This window comes from Frateuria soli, assembly GCF_021117385.1.
Classification (GTDB): domain Bacteria; phylum Pseudomonadota; class Gammaproteobacteria; order Xanthomonadales; family Rhodanobacteraceae; genus Frateuria_A; species Frateuria_A soli.
In genome coordinates this window covers 3,109,815-3,128,700 of sequence record NZ_CP088252.1, presented here as the reverse complement: position 1 = coordinate 3,128,700, position 18,886 = coordinate 3,109,815, and the positions used below count along the sequence as shown (strand labels likewise).

Annotated in this window: 20 protein-coding genes and 1 pseudogene; 9 read left to right on the top strand and 12 right to left on the bottom strand. The window is 71.6% G+C overall.

The window, feature by feature from the left end; all coding sequences use genetic code 11:
• Positions 1–97: 97 nt before the first annotated feature.
• From LQ771_RS14345 to LQ771_RS14330, 4 genes are all read left to right on the top strand, one after another.
• A complete protein-coding gene (locus tag LQ771_RS14345; RefSeq protein WP_231350066.1) occupies positions 98–589 on the top strand; it encodes a nuclear transport factor 2 family protein in 492 nt (163 codons plus the stop codon).
• A 44-nt stretch (positions 590–633) separates the two neighbouring features.
• A complete protein-coding gene (locus tag LQ771_RS14340; protein ID WP_231350065.1) occupies positions 634–1,692 on the top strand; it encodes a sensor histidine kinase in 1,059 nt (352 codons plus the stop codon).
• Entirely contained in the window at positions 1,689–2,429 is a 741-nt protein-coding gene (locus LQ771_RS14335) for a LytR/AlgR family response regulator transcription factor (RefSeq protein ID WP_231350064.1), read from the top strand. Before LQ771_RS14340 ends, LQ771_RS14335 begins: the two co-directional genes overlap by 4 nt.
• 103 nt (positions 2,430–2,532) lie before the next feature.
• Complete coding sequence (locus tag LQ771_RS14330) at positions 2,533–3,660, top strand: acyltransferase family protein (RefSeq protein ID WP_231350063.1); 1,128 nt, start codon at positions 2,533–2,535, stop codon at positions 3,658–3,660.
• Positions 3,661–3,738: 78 nt separating this feature from the next.
• On the opposite strand, the gene bioC is transcribed toward LQ771_RS14330, so the two are convergent.
• The 5 genes from bioC to bioB are packed head-to-tail and all read right to left on the bottom strand — an operon-like array spanning position 3,739 to position 8,517.
• Entirely contained in the window at positions 3,739–4,617 is an 879-nt protein-coding gene (gene bioC / locus LQ771_RS14325; protein ID WP_231350062.1) for a malonyl-ACP O-methyltransferase BioC, read from the bottom strand.
• Positions 4,614–5,387, bottom strand: coding sequence for a pimeloyl-ACP methyl ester esterase BioH (bioH, locus tag LQ771_RS14320; RefSeq protein WP_231350061.1), 774 nt, complete (start codon positions 5,385–5,387; stop codon positions 4,614–4,616). The genes bioC and bioH overlap by 4 nt, the downstream gene beginning before the upstream one ends.
• The gene (locus tag LQ771_RS14315) at positions 5,384–6,280 is read right to left on the bottom strand and encodes a sulfurtransferase (RefSeq protein WP_231350060.1); all 897 of its coding nucleotides are present in this window, start codon (positions 6,278–6,280) and stop codon (positions 5,384–5,386) included. The genes bioH and LQ771_RS14315 overlap by 4 nt, the downstream gene beginning before the upstream one ends.
• Positions 6,281–6,319: 39 nt before the next feature.
• Positions 6,320–7,507 (bottom strand): 8-amino-7-oxononanoate synthase, encoded by a 1,188-nt coding sequence (gene bioF / locus LQ771_RS14310; RefSeq protein ID WP_231350059.1) that lies wholly within the window; start codon positions 7,505–7,507, stop codon positions 6,320–6,322.
• Positions 7,508–7,515: 8 nt separating this feature from the next.
• The gene (gene bioB, locus LQ771_RS14305; RefSeq protein WP_231350058.1) at positions 7,516–8,517 is read right to left on the bottom strand and encodes a biotin synthase BioB; all 1,002 of its coding nucleotides are present in this window, start codon (positions 8,515–8,517) and stop codon (positions 7,516–7,518) included.
• A gap of 142 nt (positions 8,518–8,659) precedes the next feature.
• Here bioB and LQ771_RS14300 point away from each other — a divergent pair, with 142 nt between their 5' ends.
• Positions 8,660–8,866 carry a hypothetical protein gene (locus LQ771_RS14300; protein WP_231350057.1) on the top strand — a complete coding sequence of 69 codons (207 nt, stop codon included), beginning with the start codon at positions 8,660–8,662 and terminating at the stop codon, positions 8,864–8,866.
• A 16-nt stretch (positions 8,867–8,882) separates the two neighbouring features.
• Positions 8,883–9,593: a ComF family protein gene (locus tag LQ771_RS14295; RefSeq protein ID WP_231350056.1), complete on the top strand. Its 711-nt coding sequence runs from the start codon at positions 8,883–8,885 to the stop codon at positions 9,591–9,593.
• Between the two features lie 119 nt (positions 9,594–9,712).
• On the opposite strand, the gene ubiA is transcribed toward LQ771_RS14295, so the two are convergent.
• The gene (gene ubiA / locus LQ771_RS14290) at positions 9,713–10,642 is read right to left on the bottom strand and encodes a 4-hydroxybenzoate octaprenyltransferase (RefSeq protein WP_231351930.1); all 930 of its coding nucleotides are present in this window, start codon (positions 10,640–10,642) and stop codon (positions 9,713–9,715) included.
• 177 nt (positions 10,643–10,819) lie between these two features.
• Complete coding sequence (locus tag LQ771_RS14285; RefSeq protein WP_231350055.1) at positions 10,820–10,990, bottom strand: hypothetical protein; 171 nt, start codon at positions 10,988–10,990, stop codon at positions 10,820–10,822.
• Between the two features lie 36 nt (positions 10,991–11,026).
• Here LQ771_RS14285 and LQ771_RS14280 point away from each other — a divergent pair, with 36 nt between their 5' ends.
• Together LQ771_RS14280 and LQ771_RS14275 are read left to right on the top strand one after the other, a co-directional pair.
• On the top strand, positions 11,027–11,320 hold the full coding sequence (locus LQ771_RS14280) for a diguanylate cyclase domain-containing protein (RefSeq protein ID WP_231350054.1): 294 nt from the start codon (positions 11,027–11,029) through the stop codon (positions 11,318–11,320).
• Between the two features lie 49 nt (positions 11,321–11,369).
• The gene (locus LQ771_RS14275; protein WP_231350053.1) at positions 11,370–11,507 is read left to right on the top strand and encodes a hypothetical protein; all 138 of its coding nucleotides are present in this window, start codon (positions 11,370–11,372) and stop codon (positions 11,505–11,507) included.
• An 11-nt stretch (positions 11,508–11,518) separates the two neighbouring features.
• Here LQ771_RS14275 and thrC read toward each other — a convergent pair whose 3' ends face one another.
• The 3 genes and pseudogenes from thrC to LQ771_RS14260 all read right to left on the bottom strand — a co-directional run.
• Positions 11,519–12,817: a threonine synthase gene (thrC, locus tag LQ771_RS14270; RefSeq protein WP_231350052.1), complete on the bottom strand. Its 1,299-nt coding sequence runs from the start codon at positions 12,815–12,817 to the stop codon at positions 11,519–11,521.
• The gene (locus LQ771_RS14265) at positions 12,814–13,767 is read right to left on the bottom strand and encodes a homoserine kinase (RefSeq protein WP_231350051.1); all 954 of its coding nucleotides are present in this window, start codon (positions 13,765–13,767) and stop codon (positions 12,814–12,816) included. Before LQ771_RS14265 ends, thrC begins: the two co-directional genes overlap by 4 nt.
• Positions 13,768–13,804: 37 nt before the next feature.
• Positions 13,805–15,781: pseudogene (locus LQ771_RS14260) on the bottom strand (bifunctional 2',3'-cyclic-nucleotide 2'-phosphodiesterase/3'-nucleotidase); the annotation flags it as partial.
• A gap of 268 nt (positions 15,782–16,049) precedes the next feature.
• On the opposite strand from LQ771_RS14260, the gene LQ771_RS14255 reads away from it, so the two are divergent.
• Positions 16,050–16,298, top strand: coding sequence for a hypothetical protein (locus tag LQ771_RS14255; RefSeq protein ID WP_231350049.1), 249 nt, complete (start codon positions 16,050–16,052; stop codon positions 16,296–16,298).
• A gap of 253 nt (positions 16,299–16,551) precedes the next feature.
• Here the strand turns inward: LQ771_RS14255 and nagA are convergent, their stop codons facing one another.
• Both nagA and LQ771_RS14245 read right to left on the bottom strand, forming a co-directional pair.
• Positions 16,552–17,706, bottom strand: a complete 1,155-nt coding sequence (gene nagA / locus LQ771_RS14250) for an N-acetylglucosamine-6-phosphate deacetylase (protein ID WP_231350048.1) — start codon at positions 17,704–17,706, stop codon at positions 16,552–16,554.
• Positions 17,706–18,746, bottom strand: a complete 1,041-nt coding sequence (locus LQ771_RS14245; protein ID WP_231351929.1) for an SIS domain-containing protein — start codon at positions 18,744–18,746, stop codon at positions 17,706–17,708. The genes nagA and LQ771_RS14245 overlap by 1 nt, the downstream gene beginning before the upstream one ends.
• Positions 18,747–18,886: the final 140 nt, after the last annotated feature.

The following is an 18,886-nucleotide window of genomic DNA, read 5'->3' as shown; positions in this document are numbered from 1 at the left end:
CCGCTTCGCCGACAGCCATGCACGGCCCGTCGCAGCGGGCTGGCGAACCGGCGGTGGGCGGGGTCCCAATGACGCTTCCACCGACCCGGAGCGACGCATGAACAAGCACGCACTTTCCGCCGCCCTGCTCGCCGTCCTGGCGTGCACCGGCCCGGCCCGCGCCGCCGCGCCCGCCCAGGCACAGATCGAACAACTCATCGAGCGTTTCAAGGCCGCGATCATCGCGCACGATCAAGCGGGACTGGAGGCGCTGTTCGTCCCCGAAGGCGGCTCGTGGTTCGAGGTGCTGGGCGAGGATGCCTTCCGGCGGATCAAGGCGCGCAAGCCGGACCTGTCCCGCGTGCATCCGGACAGCTTCCGGCATTTCGCCGCCTTCGTGGCCGGCGCGAAGCAGCCGATCGAGGAAAAGTTCGAGAACGTGCGTATCCATACCGATGGCGCGGTGGCCGCGGTGTACTTCGACTTCGTGTTCCTGGTCGATGGCAAGCGCAACAACGTCGGCAGCGAGACCTGGCAGCTGGTGCACACCAACGACGGCTGGAAGATCAGCGCGATGGCCTATTCGAGCTACCCGGACCGGGCGCGCTAAAGTGTGCGCGGGTGGCGCTCCCGCCTCCCGCGCCAGGGGCCCACATGATTCGTTCGAGCGTCCATCCCGTGGTCGCGCCATTCTGGCTGCCGTGGCTGGCCGGCGTGCCGATGGTCGCGTGCATGACGGTGATGGCGCTGCCGGAAGTAGGCCACGGGCATGCCGTGGCCTTCCGCGTCCTGTATGCGGCGACCTACCTGGTGTGGACGCTGCCGCTCACCTTCGCGCAGCGCTGGCTGCGCGGACGCGCCCCATGGCCGCTCGCGGTACTCGCGCTGCTGGCGCTGACCTACCTGATGTCGCTTGCCAACAACGCGCTGGCGGAGTTGCTGGCATTGCACTGGCATGCGCTGCCGCGGTTCGACTGGCTGCGCCTGTTCGGCGGCCTGGACGGCTGCTGGCTGGCGCTGATCGCCTTCTGCGCCATCCACGCCGTGGTCGACCACACGCTGGCGCTGCAGGCCGAGCGGGCGCGGGTGCGCGATGCGCTGGCACTGGCACGCGATGCCGAACTGCGTGCGCTGCGCTACCAGCTCAATCCCCACTTCCTGTTCAACACGCTCAATGCCATCTCCACGCTGGTCGCCGAGCGGCGCAACATGGACGCCAACCGCATGCTCGCCCGACTGGCCGACCTGCTGCGCACCACGCTCGAGCGCGGCGAGATGCACGAGGTCCCGCTGGCCGAGGAGCTGGCGCTGACCGGGCACTACCTGGACATCGAGAAGATCCGCCTCGGCGAGCGCCTGGCACTGGAGCTGCGCGTCGGGCCCGACCTGCTGCAGGCGGCGGTACCGGCATTGCTGCTGCAACCGCTGGTGGAGAACGCGATCCGCCATGGCATCGCCGCGCGTGCCGGCGGCGGCCGTGTGCGGCTGCAGGTCGAGCGCGCGGGCGATCGCCTGCGGTTGCACCTGTTCAATGAAGGCGTGCCGTCGTCGCCGGCGGAGGAGCCGCATCCGGCGATCGGCCTGCGCAACGTGCGCGAGCGGCTGGCCCGCCTGTATGGCTCGGCGCACGCGTTCGACTTCCACCTGGCCCCCGGTGGCGACTGCCGGGTCGAGATCAGCCTGCCATTCCGCGCCATGGCCGCTCCCGCATGACCCTGCGCGTGCTGATCGCCGACGACGAGCCGTTGGCCCGCGGCGGCGTACGCGCCCGGCTGGCCGGCCATGCCGACGTCACGCTGGTGGGCGAGTGCACCGATGGTCCTGCCGTGCTCGCCGCACTGCAGGCACAGGCACCCGATCTGTTGTTCCTGGACGTGCAGATGCCGGGCCTGAGCGGCCTGGACGTGCTGCAGGCGCTGCCGCCGGAGCGTCGTCCGCTGACCGTGCTGCTCACCGCCTACGAGCAGTTCGCGCTGCGCGCCTTCGAGCTGCGCGCGCTGGACTACCTGCTCAAGCCGATCGACGAGGACCGCTTCGCCGACGCGCTGGATCGCGCGCGCCGGGCACTGGCGTGGCAGCGCGGCGACACGCGGGCACACGCATCGCACTATGCCAACCGTTTCCAGGTGCGCCTTGGCCACCGCGTGCGGCTGGTGTCGGCGGACCAGATCGACTGGATCGAGGCGCACGGCGACTACGCCGGCCTGCACGTGGGCGAGCAGCTGCACCTGCTGCGCGAGCCGCTGCAGCGGCTGGCCGGACGGCTCGACCCGGCGCAGTTCGTGCGCGTCCATCGCTCGGCGATCGTGCGGCTGGACCGCGTGGCGGAGATGCAGGCGCTGTCCAACCGTGATCACCTGCTGCGCCTGCGCGACGGCACCGTGCTGCGCGCCAGCCGCACGTATGTCGATGCGCTGCGTGCGGCCTTGCTGTCGAGTGACACACCCTGAACCCGGCCCCGGGCCGGCCCGTGTTCCGCCCCGGCTTGGCCCGAACCGCGCGGGCGCGGCCGGGCAGACTGTCGGTTCCGTTGCGTGGATCAAAGGACTTGCGATGCATCGTCTGCCCGGCCTGGACCTGTTGCGCGCCTGGGCCATCGTGTGGGTGGTGCTGTTCCATTCCTACGTGGTCGGCGGCCTGGGGGAGGACTTCGCCTGGCTGGGCAACGACGGCTGGATGGGCGTGGACCTGTTCTTCGTCCTGTCCGGCTACCTGATCGGCTACCAGCTGCTGGCGCCGCTGGCGCGCGCAGAGCCCCTGGCGTGGCGGGCGTTCTACCGGCGCCGCGCCTTCCGCATCCTGCCCGCCTTCCTGGTGGTGCTCGCGGTCTACGTCGTCTGGCCGGCGCTGCGCGAAGCCCCGGGCCTGGCGCCGGCGTGGCAGTTCCTGAGCTTCACGCTCAACCTGCTGATCGACTACGGGCACGACAAGGCGTTCTCGCACGCCTGGTCGCTGTGCGTTGAGGAGCATTTCTACCTGCTGTTCCCGTGGCTGGCCTGGTGGCTGGTGCGGCGGCCGTCGCCACGCAAGGCGCTCGCGGTGGGGCTGGGCGTGGTCGCCTTCGGCATGGCCGTGCGCGGCTATGTGTGGCTGCACGCCATGGCGCCGGTGATGGGGCAGCCGGGGCCGGCGTTCGGGCTGCGCTTCGTCGAGGGCATCTACTACGCGACCTGGGCGCGGCTGGACGGCCTGCTCGCCGGCGTGGCGCTGGCCGCGCTGCGCGTGGGCCGGCCGCAGGCCTGGACGCAGCTGCAGCGGCATGCGGGCGTGGTGCTTGCGGTGGGCCTGGGCCTGCTCGCGCTGGCGTGGTGGCTGTTCCGCGAGCGGCTGGGCTTGTGGCCGTCGGTGGCGGGCTATCCGCTGCTGTCGCTGGCGCTGGCCTTGTGCGTGGGTGCATCGACCGCGATGCCGGCGCGCCGGGCGGTGCCGGGGGCGGGCTGGCTGGCGCGCGTTTCCTACAGTGTGTATCTCAGCCACAAGCTGGCGTTGCACGCAGTAGCGACGTGGTGGGTGGGGCCCTGGCAGCTGAATGGGCTGGTGGCGTTCGCGTTCTATGCAGCGGGCGTGCTGGTTGTCGGTGCGGCGCTGTACTACGCGGTGGAGCGGCCGTTCCTGCGCTGGCGCGAGCGGCTGGATGGGCGCCGGCCACAGGTCACCGCGGACATCGGCGCAGCCGCCTAGCTCGTTGCAGGAGCGCACCTGTGCGCAACCGGGAGGCGCACGGTCGCGCACGGGTGCGCTTCTACAGGGCTCCGTGGATCAGCGCCGGCGAGAGCCGCGCAGGCTGGACAGCGAGAAGGTGGCGATCTCGCCCTCGGGCGTGCGGCGCGCCTGGCCGGGCGGAGGGCCCCAGGCGTGCGCGGTCACCACTTCCCAGGTGGCCGGGATGACACCGTCCACGCGCATCGCCTCGTAGGCGGCGAGCATGGCGCGGTAGTGCGACTTGCCGGTGAGGTGGCGTTCGCGCGCGCGGTCGGCATGGGTGGCGCCCAGGCCCTTGAGATCCTTCAGCAGCGCGCGCGGCTCGCCGTAGGTGAGCGTGTAGCGGGCGACGTCGAGCACCGGATCACGCAAACCGGCGTTGATCATCGCGTCGCCGACATCGTGCATGTCCAGGAAACGGCCGACGTGCGAGCGCTCATCGACCGCCGCCCAGGCGGCGCGCAGTTCCTTCAGCGTATCGGGGCCGAAGCTGGAGAAGGCGAGCAGGCCGCCCGGCTTGAGCACGCGCACGCACTCGCCGAACAGCGCGGGCAGGTCGTCGACCCACTGGAAGCACAGGTTGGAATACAGCACGTCGACGCAGCGGTCGGGCAGCGGCAGCGCGGTGGCTTCGGCGCAGACGCGCTGGAACGGGCGCAGCAGCGCCTGGTGCCTGCGCGCCGCGTGCAGCATCGGTTGCGCCAGGTCCACCGCGATCACCTGTGCCTTCGGGTAGCGCTTCTTCAGAAGCGCGCTGCCGCGGCCGGTGCCGGCGCCGACGTCCAGCACCCGCTCGGGCGCCTGCAGATAGAAGTCCAGGCGGCCAAGCAGGTCGGCCTGCACCTCGCGTTGCAGCACGTCGTGCTGCTCGTAGGTTGCGGCGGCGCGGGCGAAGTTGCGGCGCACGCGGGCGCGATCGAGATGGAAGGTGCTCATGCCGGGGTTTCCGCGAACAGGGGCTGCAGGGCATCGGCTACTGCACCGGCGTGGCCGATGAAGGGTGCGTGGCCGGCGCCCGGGATTTCCACGAAGCGGCCGCCGCAGCGCTCGGCCGACCAGGCCATGGCGGCCGGCGGCACCAGCCGGTCGCGGCGGCCGGCGATCCACGCGCTGGGCACGGCCAGCTGCGGCAGGCGCTCGCGCAGGTCGCTGCGTTCGAGCAGGCCGATGCCCTCCTGCAGTACGCGCAGTTCCGGCTCGCCACGCTCGAAGACTTCCGTGCGCAGGCGGCGCAGTTCGGCCTTCGGATCGCTGCTGCCCATCGCTTCCAGGGCGAGGAAGCGTTCGAGCGTGGCGTGGTAGTCGGTTTCCAGGTCCAGCGCCAGCTGGTGCACGAGCGTGGCGTCGCTGCCGTGCGGCCAGTCGGCGTCGCGCACGAACTTCGGGGTGGCGCAGAGCATGGCCAGGCCGCGCACCTGGGTGGGCATGTCGAGCGCCGCAGTGAGCGCCACCAGCCCGCCGAGCGACCAGCCCAGCCACGGGGCCGGGGGCGTGGCGGCGGCGATCGCATGGGCGATTGCCTGCGGTGCCAGTGGCAGGCCGCAGGCTCGCGAGCGTCCGTGGCCGGGGAGGTCGACCACGTACAGCGTGCACTGCGCGGCCAGCGCCTCGACCAGCGGCGCGAACACGCCACCGTGCATGGCCCAGCCGTGGAGGAGTACCAGCGGCTGCGGGCCGTGGCCGAGCGTGTCGATATGCAGCGTCATGTCGTGCTCTTGGCTCCCTCTCCCCCGGCTCTTATCAAAGATGGGGGAGAGGGCTGGGGTGAGGGGCCGGGGCTCGTGGGGGAGGGCGTCAGTGCCGGGGCTTCCGATGCGGGTTCCCCGCAAGAGCCGCCCCTCACCCCAACCCTCTCCCCGAAGGGGAGAGGGAGCAAAGGCGAGGGCCGCAGTTCCTTGTCGACCGCGCCGCGCCCATCGAACACGAAGCAGTCGCCGTGCCAGTGGCTGCCGTCGGTCTCCTCCAGGTACTTCAGGATCCCGCCCTCGAGCTGCAGCACCTCGCCCAGCCCCAGCCCGGCCAGATGCAGTGCAGCCTTCTCGCAGCGGATGCCGCCGGTGCAATAGGAGACGATGGTCTTGCCGAGGTAGCGCTCGCGGTCGGCCATGACCGCCTTGGGCAACGCGGTGAAGCTGGGCAGACGGTAGTCGATGGCACCAGTGAAGCGACCCACATCGGTCTCGTAGTCGTTGCGGGTATCGAGCAACAGGACCTCGCGTCCGCCATCGTCGTGTCCCTGGTCGAGCCAGCGCTTGAGCGTGGCCGCTTCCACCGCGGGCGCGCGGCCCTGGTGCGGGGCGACCGGGGCGCGCAGGGTGATGATCTCGCGCTTCAGCCGCACCCGCAGGCGACCGAACGGGACCTCGGCGGACAGCGACTCCTTCACCGGCAGGTCGGCGAAGCGCGTGTCTTCGCGCAGCCAGCCCATGAAGTCGTCGATCGCCTCGCGCGTACCGGCCAGGCACAGGTTGATGCCTTCCGGGGCGAGCAGGATGGTGCCCTTGAGCGCCAGCGCCCCGGCGCGGGCGCGCAGGGCGTCGCGCAGCGCGGGAAGGTCCGCGAGCGGGACGAAGCGATAGGCGGCGACGTTGACGATCATGGGAGAAGGGTGCGGCGAGCCGCCGATTATACCGGCGCGTCATGCCGGCGCGCCGGTCTCCCGCCGCGCCAGCGTCGCCAGCGCGTCGAGCAGGCGGTCGACGTGCTCGTCCTCGTGCGCGGCGCTCAGCGTGATGCGCAGGCGTGCCTGGCCGGCGGGCACCGTGGGCGGGCGGATCGCACTCACCAGCAGGCCCTGTGCTTCCAGCGCGCGCGCCGCGGCGAGCGCGCGGGCGGCGTCGCCGAGCAGCAACGGCTGGATCGGCGTGTCCGAGGCGGCCAGCGGCAGGCCCAGTTGCCTCGCGCCGGCGCGGAAGCGGGCGATCAGCGCGGCGAGCCTTTCGCGTCGCCAGTGCTCGGTGCGTGCCAGGTGCACCGCCGCGAGCGTCGCCGCGGCCAGCGCCGTCGGCATGGCCGTGGTGTAGACATAGGTGCGGGCGAACTGGGTCAGTCCCTCGATCAGCGTGGCGGAGCCGGCGACGAAGGCGCCGTGGGTGCCCAACGCCTTGCCCAGCGTGGCCATCAGCACCGGGACCTCGCGCGCGCCCAGGCCGGCCTCGGCGATGCTGCCGGCGCCGGCGGGCCCAAGCACGCCCAGGCCATGCGCGTCGTCGACCATCAGCGTGACGCCTTCGCGCCGGCACAGCGCGACCAGGTCGCGTAGCGGCGCGCGGTCGCCGTCCATGCCGAACACACCGTCGGTCGCAAGCAGCGCGGCGCCGCCGGGCATGCCGGCCAGCTGGCGTGCGGCGGCGGTGGCGTCGCCATGCGGATAGCGGCGCAGCGTGGCGCCGGCGAGCGCCGCGCCGTCCAGCAGGCTGGCGTGGTTGAGCTTGTCCTGCACGCACAGGTCGCCGCGACCGAGCAGTCCCTGCATCACTCCCAGGTTGGCCATGTAGCCGGTGGAAAACAGCAGCGCGCGCTCGCGGCCGGTCCAGTCGGCCAGCGCCTCCTCCAGCATCGCGTGCTCGCGGCGGTGCCCGCAGACCAGGTGCGCGGCGGTGCTGCCCACGCCCTCGTCGTCGGCCACGCGCTTGAAAGCCGCGATCACCTGCGGGTTCCCGGCCAGGCCCAGATAGTCGTTGGAGCAGAAGCCGAGCAGGCGACGATCGCCGATCTCCAGCCAGGGGCCCTGGGCGTGGTCGATGGTGCGCGCGCGGCGCAGCAGGTCCGCCTGCGTGCGTTCGCGCGTTCGGGCGGCCAGTCGCTGCAGCAGGTCCGTGCGCATGCGGGCGCTCAGGCGGACTCGAGGATGTCGGCGTGCACGGTCTCCGACTGCCGGACCACCTCCATCGGCTGCAGGTCCAGCCGTGCGAACAGCGCGCGGTCGGCGGCGACGTCGGGATTGCCGGTGGTCAGGAGCTTCTCGCCATGGAAGATCGAATTGGCCCCGGCGTGAAAGCAAAGCGCCTGCACCGCCTCGTCCATCTGCTGGCGGCCGGCCGAGAGGCGCACCATCGAGGCGGGCATCAGGATGCGCGCCACCGCGATGGTGCGCACGAACTCGAACGGATCCAGCGCCGCGGTGCCGTGCAGCGGCGTGCCCTCGACCTGCACCAGCTGGTTGATCGGCACCGACTGCGGATGTTCGGGCAGGTTGGCCAGCGTCTGCAGCAGGCCGGCGCGCTGCTCGCGCGATTCGCCCATGCCGACGATGCCGCCGCAGCAGGTCTTCAGGCCCGCGCAGCGCACGTGTTCGAGCGTATCGAGGCGGTCCTGGTACTCGCGCGTGTGGATGATCTGGCCGTAGAACTCCGGCGCGCTGTCGAGGTTGTGGTTGTAGTAGTCCAGGCCTGCCTGCCTGAGCGTGCCGGCCTGCTCGCCACTGAGCATGCCGAGCGTGGCGCAGGTTTCCAGGCCCAGCGCCTTCACCGCGGAGACAATCTGCGCGACCTTCGCGACGTCGCGGTCCTTCGGGCTGCGCCAGGCCGCGCCCATGCAGAAGCGGCTGGCGCCGGCGTCCTTTGCCGCCCGCGCGCGCGCGACCACCGCGTCGATGCTCATCAGCTTCTCGGCCTTCACCCCGGTCTGGTAGCGCTGCGCCTGCGGGCAGTAGGCGCAATCCTCCGGGCAGCCGCCGGTCTTGATCGAGAGCAGGGTCGACACCTGCACGGCGTTGGGATCGTGGTGCTCGCGGTGCACCGCGTGCGCGCGGTGGAGCAGGTCGTTGAACGGCAGCGCGAACAGGGCGGCCACTTCCGCGCGCGTCCAGTCGTGGCGGATCGGGGCAGGGGTCATGGAGCGGCGACTCGGCGTGGGGACGCGGCAGTGTGGGAAGCGGCCTCGCGCCTGTCAACTCGTGTTCATGAGAAAAGGTTGACGAGATGACGTCCACACGCGTCCGCTACCATCGCCCGTACCGATCCCGAGGAGCAAGCAGATGAGCGCAGGTCAGGGCAGCACCGGCAACGTGATCGCCGCGGTGTGCAGCTTCTTCATACCGGGCCTGGGCCAGCTGGTGCAGGGGCGGCTGCTCAAGGCGATCATCATGTTCGTGCTTGCCGCCGCACTGTGGATCGTCTGGCTGGGCTGGATCATCCACCTGTGGTCGATCCTCGACGCGGCGCTGTACAAGCCGCAGGGCTGAAACCCGCCCGATGCGCATGGACGCGCTCTCCCGCCTGCACGCCTGGCTGCTGCCGTGGCGCTGCCTGCTGTGCGGCGATGCCGGCAGCGCCGGGCTGGACCTGTGCCATGCCTGTGCCGCGGAATTGCCCCGCAATACCAGTTGCTGCGCGCGCTGCGCGTTGCCGCTGCCTGGCGCGGTGGCTTTGTGCGGCGCATGCCAGCGCAAGCCGCCGCCATGGAACGCGGCCTGGGCCCCGTTTCGCTATGGCTGGCCGCTGGACCGGCTGGAGGCCCGCTACAAGTTCGGGCGCGACCTGGCCGCCGGGCGCACGCTCGCACGCTTGTGGCAGGGCACGGTGCCAACGATCGCACGGCCGGCGCTGATCGTGCCGGTGCCACTGCATCGCGGGCGGTTGCGACAGCGTGGCTACAACCAGGCGCTCGAGCTGGCACGGCCGCTCGGTCGGGCGCTTGGCGTGCCGGTGCGCTACGACGCGCTGCTGCGCCCGCGTGCCACCGCGGCGCAGACCGAGCTGGATGCAGCGTCGCGGCGGCGCAACGTGCGTGGGGCGTTCGCGCTCCGCGAAGGCGTGGCGCTGCCGGCGCACGTGGCCTTGCTCGATGACGTGATGACGACCGGCGCGACGCTGGCCGAGTGCACGCGGGTATTGCGAAAGGCCGGCGTGGCGCGGGTGGACGTATGGGCCCTCGCACGCGCCCCCTCCCCGCGCCACCGCTCTTCATAGGAGGCCTGCGGGTTCGCCGATCATCGCTTTTCGCAGGAGCCCGCTTGTGGGCGATGCTCTCTTTCCACGTTGCCCAAGAGCATCGCCCACAAGTGGGCTCCTACGAGAGCCGGGGGCCGCTACTTCACGGCCAGCCCGAGCACGATGCCGACCCATAGCGTCAGGCCGACCCAGTTGTTGTGCCGGAACGCGGCCAGGCAGGCGTCGCGGGCGCGGTTGCGGATCAGCCACAGCTGGTAGCCGAACAGGCCGCCCGCGCCGAGCAGGCCGAGCCAGAACGGCCATGGCAGTTGCGCGCGCTGGCCTACGAACAGCATCGCCAACAAGAAGGTGCCGATCAACATTCCCAGGATCGGAACGTCCGCGTCGCCGAACAGGATCGCGGTGGATTTGGCGCCGACCTTGAGGTCGTCGTCGCGGTCGACCATCGCGTACTCGGTGTCGTAGATCACCGACCACAGGATGTTGCCCAGGAACAACAGCCAGCCCAGCGGCGGCACCGTTCCGGTCACCGCGGCGAACGCCATCGGAATCGACCACCCGAACGCCGCGCCCAGCACCACCTGCGGCAGGTAGGTCCAGCGCTTGGTGAACGGGTAGACCACCGCCAGCGCGGCGCCGGCGAAGGCCAGCTTGATCGTCAGCGCGTTGGTCAGCAGGACCAGCACGAACGAGAACGCCAGCAGCGCGCCGAACACGACCAGTGCCTCGCGCGGACTGACCCGCCCGCTGGCGATCGGCCGCCCGGCGGTGCGCGCCACCTGCGGGTCGAGCTTGCGGTCGGCGTAGTCGTTGATGGCACAGCCGGCCGAACGCATGGCGAACACGCCCAGCGTGAAGATCACCAGTGCACCCCATGGTGGAAAGTCGCCGGCGGCGAGCCACAGCGCCCACCAGGTCGGCCACAGGAGCAGCAACGCGCCGATCGGGCGATCCATGCGGGTGAGCACGAGGTAGTCGGCCGCCTTTTCGCGCCAGTGCGGCGGCAGCGGGCGCAGCAGCAGGTCGAGCACGCGCGTGGCGCGGGTCGAGCTGTCGGCCGGGCGGATCGGGCGGCTGGGTGCGGGAGGGCGCGGCCGTGCCGTGGTCGGCGGCGTGCGGCGCTGGCGCTTGCGGGGAGGAGGGGCCATGCGCGGGAGTTTAGCCCGGCGGGCGGCCTGGCAATTGCGCGGGCGCCCGCTTTTCGGTCGTGCGGCTCGCCCCGGAAGACGCGGGTGAGAAGACGCTCAGGGAGGCGGCGGTTGCAGCGGGTCGTTTTCCACCAGCGGACTGCCGAGCGGATCGGGTTCGGCATCCCTGGCAGGGCTGGCATGGCCAGGGCTGCGGATTTCCTCGTCCGGCCGCTGTTTGCCCGGCTGGGCGATCGGTGGTTCGGGATGCTGGGGGTTGTTCGGCATGTCGTGGACTCCGGCGGAAGCGGGTGCCCGCAAGGCTTGCGCAACCGCCGTCAAGCCGGTGAAAAGGCACGCCGCGCCACCGGTCCCGCACTGGCCGTCGCGAGCCGCTCAAGCGCGCGTCGCTACGGCCACATCTACGGCGACCAGGTGATCCTGCTGCTGGCGCAGCAGATGCGCGCCAGCTTCCGCCAAGGCGACATGCTGTTCCGCGTCGGCGGCGAGGAGTTCGTGACCCTGCTGGCCGGCCACGACCAAGCGGAGGCCCGCCAGGCGCCCGAACGCTTCCGCGAGCGGGTGGCGATTACCCGTTTCCGCAGGTCGGCCACGTGAGCGTCAGCGGCGGCTACGCGCTGGCCGCGGCGGGCGATTACCCGAAACGGTGATCGACCGGGCCGACAAGGCGCTGTACTTCGCCAAGGAGAACGGACGCAACCGGACCCATGGTTACGAGGAACTGGTCCGGCGCGGCGCGCTGGCCGCCGAGCCGATGAGCACCGGCAGCATCGACCTGTTCTGAGCGCCGGCGATTCAGCGCGCCAGCCAGGCCGCCAGCGCGACGGGATCGGCGGCCAGCGGCTCGGCCCGGGACGCCCGTGCAAGCATCCCGGCGAGCGTGGGCGGGACCGGCACCGCCCGGCCCAGCAATGGCTCGAGCACCTGCTCGAATTTCGCCGGGTGCGCGGTGGCGACCACGGCCCAATGCCCTTGCGTGTGTACCGGCTCGCGGTCGAGCAGGTGCATGGCGGTCGCGGTATGCGGGCACAGCAATTCGCCGTGCGCACTGGCGTGGGCCAGCAGCGTGGTGCGGATGACCTGGTCATCCACGCTCGCCGCGGTGACGGCCTCGCGTAGCGCGGCATCCCCGCGGCAGGTCCAGCGTATCCGCTCGAAGTTGCTCGGTGCGCCCACGTCCATCGCGTTGGCCAGCGTGGGGACGGCAGCACGCGGGCGGTACGCCGCCCCGGCAAAGAACTCCGGCAGCGTGGCGTTGGCGTTGCAGGCCAGCATGATGCGGCCGATCGGCAAGCCGATCGCGCGCGTCCACACCGCCGCGGTGGCGTTGCCGAGGTTGCCGGTGGGCACGATCAGGTCCAGTGGCACACCATGCGCGCGTTGCACCTGCAGCGCGGCATGCGCGTAGTAGGCCATCTGCGGCAGCAGGCGGCCCAGGCTGATGCTGTTGGCCGAGGACAGCGGCACGTGTGCCTGCAGTCGGCTGTCGTTGAGCGCCGCCCTCACCATGCGCTGGCAGTCGTCGAAGCTGCCGGCCACGCGCAGCGCGTGCACGTTGTCGCCGAAGCAGCCAAGCTGGTGCGCCTGGCGTGGCGAGACGCGGCCGTCCGGGTAGAGGATCGCCACGCGTACGCCCGGCTGGCGATGGAAGGCGGCGCCGACCGCCGCGCCGGTATCGCCGGAAGTGGCGACCAGGATCGTGAGCGGGCGCGCATCCGGGGCGCGCAGCCGGCGCAGGCAGGCGGCGAGGAAGCGCGCACCGAAGTCCTTGAAGGCCGCGGTCGGGCCGTGGAACAGCTCCAGCAGCGATGCGTCCGGGCGTGCCAGCGGATGCAGCGGCGCCTCGAAGGTGAAGGCCTCGGCGCAGATCGCGGGCAGGGCATCGCCCAGCGGATCGCCGGCGAAGAATGGCGCGAGCAGGGTGGTCGCGGTGGCGGCCAGATCGCCGTCCGGGTCGAACGCGGCCGACTGGATCGACGGCAGGCGTTCGGGCACGTACAGCCCGCCATCCGGCGCCAGGCCGGCGGCGATGGCCTCGCTCAGGGTGGCCGCGGGCGCCTGCCCGCGCGTGCTCGGGTAGCGCAGCTCGCTCATGCGAGCAGCTCTGCACCTGGCCCGTCGATCGGGCCGACCAGCACGTCGCTGTCCAGCCCCGCCTCGGCGAACGCCGCGCGCATCGCTTCGGCGGCGCCCTGCGCCGCGCGCGCGTCCTCGAACCAGCCGAACACGCTGGGACCGGCGCCGGAGATGCTGGCGCCGAGCGCGCCGTGGTCGAGCGCGGCCTGTTGCACGCGGGCGAAGTTGGGCACCAGCGGGGCGCGGCGCGGTTCGACCAGTACGTCCTTCAGGCCCTCGCGCACCAGCGTCGCATCGCCCTGCCAGCAGCCGGCGAGCACCTGCGCGAGGTTGGCGCTCTGCGCGACGAACTCGCCCAGTGCATAGCTTCCGGCCAGTGCCGCGCGCGCGCGCCGCGTTTCCAGCACGCAGTGCGGATGCACCAGCGCGCAATGCCAGGCCGCCGGCACCGGGATGCGCACCAGCCGCGTGGCGGTGGCGAGCACCAGGCCGCCCAGCAATTGCGGGCCGACGTTGTCGCCGTGGCGACCGCCGCTGGCCACCGCCTCGCCGTCCAGCGCGAAGCGGTACAGCGCCTCGCGCGGCAGCGGCGGGTCCAGCAGCGCGTTGGCCGCGACCAGCGCGGCCACGCAGGAGGCGGCCGAACCGGCCATGCCCGAGCCCAGCGCGATGCCCTTGTGCAGGACCAGTTCGAAGCCGTGCTCCAGCCGCAGCGCGTCGCGCAGCGCGAGCAATGCGGCGCCCGCCGTGTTGCGTTCGGCTTCCATCGGCAAGTCGCGCGCCACGCCCTCGATGCGCGCGATGCGCACCGCCGGCTCGTCGATGCGCGTCACCTGCGCGCGGTCGCCGGCGCCGGCCAGCGTGTGGCCGAGGATGTCGAAGCCCACGCCGACGTTGCCCACGCAGGCGGGGGCGAACGCACAGGCGACCGGACGCGACGGCTCAGTGGCCGGCATGGCGACGGGCATGCCGGCGATTGCCGTCGGCGCCGGGCGGCGCCGATCCTGCCAGGTCGATCGCGTAGGTCGCGGTGCCGTCGCCGTTTTCGCGCAGCTGGCGGATGCCCGTCGCGCCATCGGCGGCGGCGATCGCCTGCTTGCCCGCGGCGGCGGTGAAGGTGACCGGGCCACGCGTCTTCATCGGCGCGAAGTGCCACGAGGGCGCGGGGAGCGCGTCGCGGTCGAGCGTGCCGAGCCGCTTGAGCCAGGCCGCCACGATCTCGCGTACGCCGTCGGTCGTGTCGAACACGATGTTGCTGCCGTCCAGCCCGGGGAAGTTGCCGCCGCCGCTGGCACGGTAGTTGTTGGTGGCGACGACGAACGGCTGCGCCGGATCCACCGGCTTGCCCCGGTACTCCAGATCCACGATGCGCTGGCCGACCGGCTTGCGCACGTCGATCGCGTAGCTGAGGTCGCCCTGGATCTGGTCGAAGTTGAAGCCCGGCACGCGGGTGTTGATGAGCGGCTGCTCGCCCGGCCTGGCCGGATCGATCCGGTTGAAGCGCTCGGCCGACTTCTCCAGCCAGGCCTTCACGCCCGCGCCGTCGGTCTTCACTGCGGCGAGCGTGTTCGGATAGAAATAGAGGTCCGCCGCGCTGCGCAGCGTGAGCGGGCCGGGCGGCACGTCGGTGTAGTCGTCGGGACCGCCGAAGCCGGTGCGGAACGCCGCCGCCGCGGCGAGCACCGGGACGCCGGCGAGCTCGGGATGCAGCTTGGGCAGCTCGCGCTGCACGTAGTCGCGTTGGGCGGCGTTGACCACTGCCAGCGCGGTCATGTCGCCCTCGTCGGCGAAATAGCTGGAAAGGCGCAGCGTGCTCCGGCCGATCGGCGTGTTCACGTAGACCAGCGTCGCCGCGTGCGCCTGCGCCACCAGCGGCGCGATCGCCGGATCGGCCGGCACGCACGGGTTCTTCTGCGGGCAGATCGGGCGCACCTCGCTGTGCGTATCGTCGCGATCGATCGTCCAGCGGCCGTTCTCGCGCTCGAGCGCCAGCTTGATGACGCCCAGGTCCTTGCCGAAGAAACCGCCCATCACCGCCGGCTTGCCGCGCACGAAGCCGCGCCTGGCGTCCACGTCCTTCATGTCCGCGTAGCGCGGCCCCGGGAACTCGGTATGCGAGTGGCCAAGCAGCAGCACGTCGATGCCGGGCACGCCGGCCAGGTACCAGCCGCCGTTCTCCATGTCGCTGGTATACGGCGCGGTGTTCAGGCCACCGTGCAGGATCGCCACTACCAGGTCCGGGTGCTGTGCTTCGATCTGCGGCAGGTAACGCTGCGCGGCTTCGACCACGCCGCTGACGGTGACCTTGCCCTCGAGGTTGCGCTGGTCCCACTTGAGGATCGGCGGCGGCGCGAAGCCGATGATCGCCACCTTGAGCGGCACCTGCAGGCGGCTGCCGTCGGCGCTGTAGGCCTCGATGGTCTTCTTCACCATCGTCCACGGCTTGAAGATCGGCTTGCCGCTCGTGGCGTCGAACACGTTGGAGAGCACCAGCGGGAAGTGCGGGCCGGCGCAGTGCCCGGTGCGCTTGCCGTCGATCTCCATCGGCGTGCCGGTGACCTGCGAGAGGAACGGCAGGCCATAGTTGAACTCGTGGTTGCCGGCGGTGCCGCCGTCGTAGCCCATCGCGTCCATGGCCTTGTAGATGGCCAGCTCCTGGTCGCAACCGATCGGCGCGACCAGCGCCTGGTAATCGGCCAGCACGGTGCCCTGGATGGTGTCGCCGCTGTCGAACAGGAAGTTGTTGGGAAACTCGGCGCGCGCGCGGCGGATCAGCGTGGCGACCCGCTCGTAGCCGACGGTGGGATCATCCTTGGCCTTGAAGTAGTCCCAGCTCAGCACATTCGCGTGGACGTCGGTGGTTTCCAGGATCGCCACGTCCGCGCGGGCGCCGTCGGGCGCGGTGGCGGGCATGGTGGGGCTGGCGGCGCAGCCGGCGAGCACGGCGGCTGCGAGCAGGGGCAACAGCGGGCGGAGCGACATCGGGAAACGTCCAGCGGCAAACGGGCAGGGCCGGGAACGTAGCAGATCGGCGCGACGAAGGGCGGGCGCTGCGCCGTCCTGTCCCGGCGGCCCTTCCCCGGTGGCGACGGCACGGCCTCCTCGCGGCACGGCAGCGGCGGCCGGAGCCACCTTGCGGCCGATCGACTGCGGCACCGTTCTCCGTTTGGCCGCCTCGCCGTTGTTGCACACGCAAGGGCCGTGTTAGTCCGGAGCGTGCAGGGGAAACTTGCCTACAAGGAGTTCGAGCATGCTTCGCAGGATCGTTACCTTCGCTCTGCCCGTCGCCGCCGCGACGGCCGCCCTCATGTTCTTTCCGGCCAGACCGGTGCAGGCCTATCCGGCGGTCTGCGACAGCACGTACTGGACGTGCATGTACAGCGCCACGTCGATCGCCGGCCTGCAGCAATGCGTACTGGAATTCCAGGCCTGCAGCGGCGTCACGTACCCGCCGCCCCCGCCGCCGCGCGCACGCGGCATGGCACCGCGCCAGCCCTGACCCGTAGCGTGGACTCCGGCCATCGCCCCGCATCGGGGCGATGGCGGAAGTCCGCGGTTGACCGCGGCGACCGGGACGCGGCGGCTCTGCGGGTGTCGAGACTCTCTCCGACCCCCGGGCCGGACAGCCGTATCCAAAGGTCCTGTCCGGTCGACCGGGAAACCTGCAAGGCCAGGCGAACCCATGTTTGAGGGTCTCAAGAAGCACTGGGTTGCACGCTCCCCGGCCGCCACACGCCGGCAGGAAGTTGCGGTCAGGCCACCTGGCGCGCACCTCCGATCCAGGTTTCGCGCACGTGCAGGGTGTCGTCCAGCACGGCGAAATCGGCGCGCTGGCCGGGGGCGATGCGGCCGTGGGTCTGTTCCAGCCCCAGCCATTCGGCGGGATAGGCGCTGGCCATGCGCGAGGCCTCGGCCAGCGGCAGGCCGAGCAGGTTGACGGTGTTGCGCACGGCGCTGGCCATGTCCAGCGCGCTGCCGGCGAGCACGCCGGCGTCGTTCATGCAGATGCCGTCACGCGCGACGATGGTCTGGCCGTTGAGCACGAAGTCCGGGCGCGCGCTGCCCACCGGCGGCATCGCGTCGGTAACGAGCACGCACTTGCCCGGTGGCTTGGCGTTGATCGCGATGCGCAGCGAGGCGGGGTGCACGTGGTGGCCGTCGACGATCAGCCCGCACCAACTGGCCGGATCGTCCAGCGCTGCGCCGACCACGCCCGGTTCGCGGCTGGTGAGTGGCGTCATCGCATTGTAGAGGTGGGTGAAGCCGCACACGCCGGCGTCGAGCGCGGCGCGCGTCGTGGCGTAGTCGGCGGCGGTGTGACCGGCGGCCACGCGCACGCCGGCGCTGGCCAGGCGCGCGATCACCGCCGGTTCCACCCGCTCGGGTGCGAGGGTCATCATCACCACGCCGCGGCGTTGCGCGGTGAGTGCCAGCAGGTCATCCGCGTCGGGCGCGCGGAACAGCGAGGCGTCATGGATGCCCCTGCGCGCGGGGGCCAGGAACGGGCCCTCCAAATGGATGCCGAGGATGCCGGGCACGCTTTGCGCGATCGCCGCATCCACCGCGTCCAGCGCCGCGCGCATCTTTTCGGCAGTGTCAGTGATCAGCGTGGGCAGCAGGCCGGTGGTGCCGAAGCGCCGGTGCGCCTGGGCGATGCCGCGCAGCGTCTCCACCGTGGGCGCATCGTTGAACAGCAGGCCGCCACCGCCGTTGACCTGCACGTCGATGAAGCCGGGCAGCAGCAGCGCGCCGCCCAGGTCGTGGCGTTGCGCCTGCGCCACGCGCGGATCGCCGGCCGCGGCCAGCGCGAGCACGTGGCCGTCGTGTACCAGCACCGCGACGTCCTCGCGCAGGCCCTCGTCGGTCAACACGCGACCGTGGACCAGGGCGAGCAGGGGCTGGTGCATCACAGCGTCTCCGTGACTTTGCGCAGGTGCGGCGGAACATCCGGATCGTAGCCGCGCGCCAGTGAAAGTGCGCTGGCTGCGCGATAGAAACTCTGCACGGCGAGCAACGGCGTGGTGATCGTGGGAACGCCCGGGGGTAGCGGCAGGCCGTCGGGTGCGCTTGCGCCCGGCGCCGCCACCCACACCCGTGCGCCGCGCGTGCGGAACTCGGCGGCGACGGCAAGGGTGCCCTCCAATGAGCCGTCCGCCTGCGCGAACACCAGCACCGGGAAGCCGGCACCGACGAGCGCCATGGGCCCGTGCTTCACTTCCGCCGCGCTGAACGCCTCCGCGTGCAGGCCGCAGGTTTCCTTGAATTTCAACGCCGCTTCGAGCGCGGCGCCGAAGCCGTAGCCGCGGCCGACCACGAACAGGTTGTGCACCTCGCGCAGGCCCTCGCCGAGCCCGGACCAGTCGGCATGCCAGCCGGTACGCAGGTCGTTGGGCAGGCGATCGAGTGCGGCGTGCAGGGCGTCGTCGCCACTCCAGCAGGCGGTCAGCTGCAACACTGCCGAGAGCGTGGCCAGGTAGCTCTTGGTCGCCGCCACGCTGCGCTCGGGCCCGGCGTGCAGCGGCACCACGACCTCGGCCTGTTGCGCGAGCGGGGAGCCGGCGTCGTTGACCAGCGCGACCACCCGTGCACCGGCCTTGCTGGCCGCCTGCGCGCTGAGCAGCAGGTCCGGGCTCTTGCCCGACTGGGAGATGGCCAGGAACAGTGCGCCCTCCAGCCGGAGCGGCGCGTCGTAGATCGAGCTGACCGCCGGCGAGGCCGAGGCGGTGACCACCCCCAGGCGGGTTTCGAACACGTACTTGGCGTAGGCGGCCGCATGGTCCGAGCTGCCCCGCGCGCAGGTGACGATGCAGCGTGGCGGGTCCGCGCGCAGGCGCTCGCCCAGTTCGGCCAGCAGCCCGGCATTGGCGGCGAGCTGGTGCGCGATCACGTCGGCGGCCGAGTGCGCCTCCTGGTACATCAGGGTGTCAGAGGGTGATTTCATCGGGATTCCGGACGGACGTGTTCCCTCGCTCCGCGAGGGGGTCCGCAGCGAGAGAGAGGGCTCGGGCGGAGCGGGATGTGGGCGATGCCGGAGCCTCGCCCCAACCGCTCTCCCGGGGAAAGCGGGGCTCCGCTGTGGAGGTGCAA

Bases quoted from the DNA above. Each gene is read 5' to 3' on its own strand.
- LQ771_RS14345 (WP_231350066.1), top strand. From the start codon at position 98: ATGAACAAGCACGCACTTTCCGCCGCCCTGCTCGCCGTCCTGGCGTGC.
- LQ771_RS14340 (WP_231350065.1), top strand. From the start codon at position 634: ATGATTCGTTCGAGCGTCCATCCCGTGGTCGCGCCATTCTGGCTGCCG.
- LQ771_RS14335 (WP_231350064.1), top strand. From the start codon at position 1,689: ATGACCCTGCGCGTGCTGATCGCCGACGACGAGCCGTTGGCCCGCGGC.
- LQ771_RS14330 (WP_231350063.1), top strand. From the start codon at position 2,533: ATGCATCGTCTGCCCGGCCTGGACCTGTTGCGCGCCTGGGCCATCGTG.
- bioC (WP_231350062.1), bottom strand. From the start codon at position 4,617: ATGAGCACCTTCCATCTCGATCGCGCCCGCGTGCGCCGCAACTTCGCC.
- bioH (WP_231350061.1), bottom strand. From the start codon at position 5,387: ATGACGCTGCATATCGACACGCTCGGCCACGGCCCGCAGCCGCTGGTA.
- LQ771_RS14315 (WP_231350060.1), bottom strand. From the start codon at position 6,280: ATGATCGTCAACGTCGCCGCCTATCGCTTCGTCCCGCTCGCGGACCTT.
- bioF (WP_231350059.1), bottom strand. From the start codon at position 7,507: ATGCGCACGGACCTGCTGCAGCGACTGGCCGCCCGAACGCGCGAACGC.
- bioB (WP_231350058.1), bottom strand. From the start codon at position 8,517: ATGACCCCTGCCCCGATCCGCCACGACTGGACGCGCGCGGAAGTGGCC.
- LQ771_RS14300 (WP_231350057.1), top strand. From the start codon at position 8,660: ATGAGCGCAGGTCAGGGCAGCACCGGCAACGTGATCGCCGCGGTGTGC.
- LQ771_RS14295 (WP_231350056.1), top strand. From the start codon at position 8,883: ATGGACGCGCTCTCCCGCCTGCACGCCTGGCTGCTGCCGTGGCGCTGC.
- LQ771_RS14285 (WP_231350055.1), bottom strand. From the start codon at position 10,990: ATGCCGAACAACCCCCAGCATCCCGAACCACCGATCGCCCAGCCGGGC.
- thrC (WP_231350052.1), bottom strand. From the start codon at position 12,817: ATGAGCGAGCTGCGCTACCCGAGCACGCGCGGGCAGGCGCCCGCGGCC.
- LQ771_RS14265 (WP_231350051.1), bottom strand. From the start codon at position 13,767: ATGCCCGTCGCCATGCCGGCCACTGAGCCGTCGCGTCCGGTCGCCTGT.
- LQ771_RS14255 (WP_231350049.1), top strand. From the start codon at position 16,050: ATGCTTCGCAGGATCGTTACCTTCGCTCTGCCCGTCGCCGCCGCGACG.
- nagA (WP_231350048.1), bottom strand. From the start codon at position 17,706: ATGCACCAGCCCCTGCTCGCCCTGGTCCACGGTCGCGTGTTGACCGAC.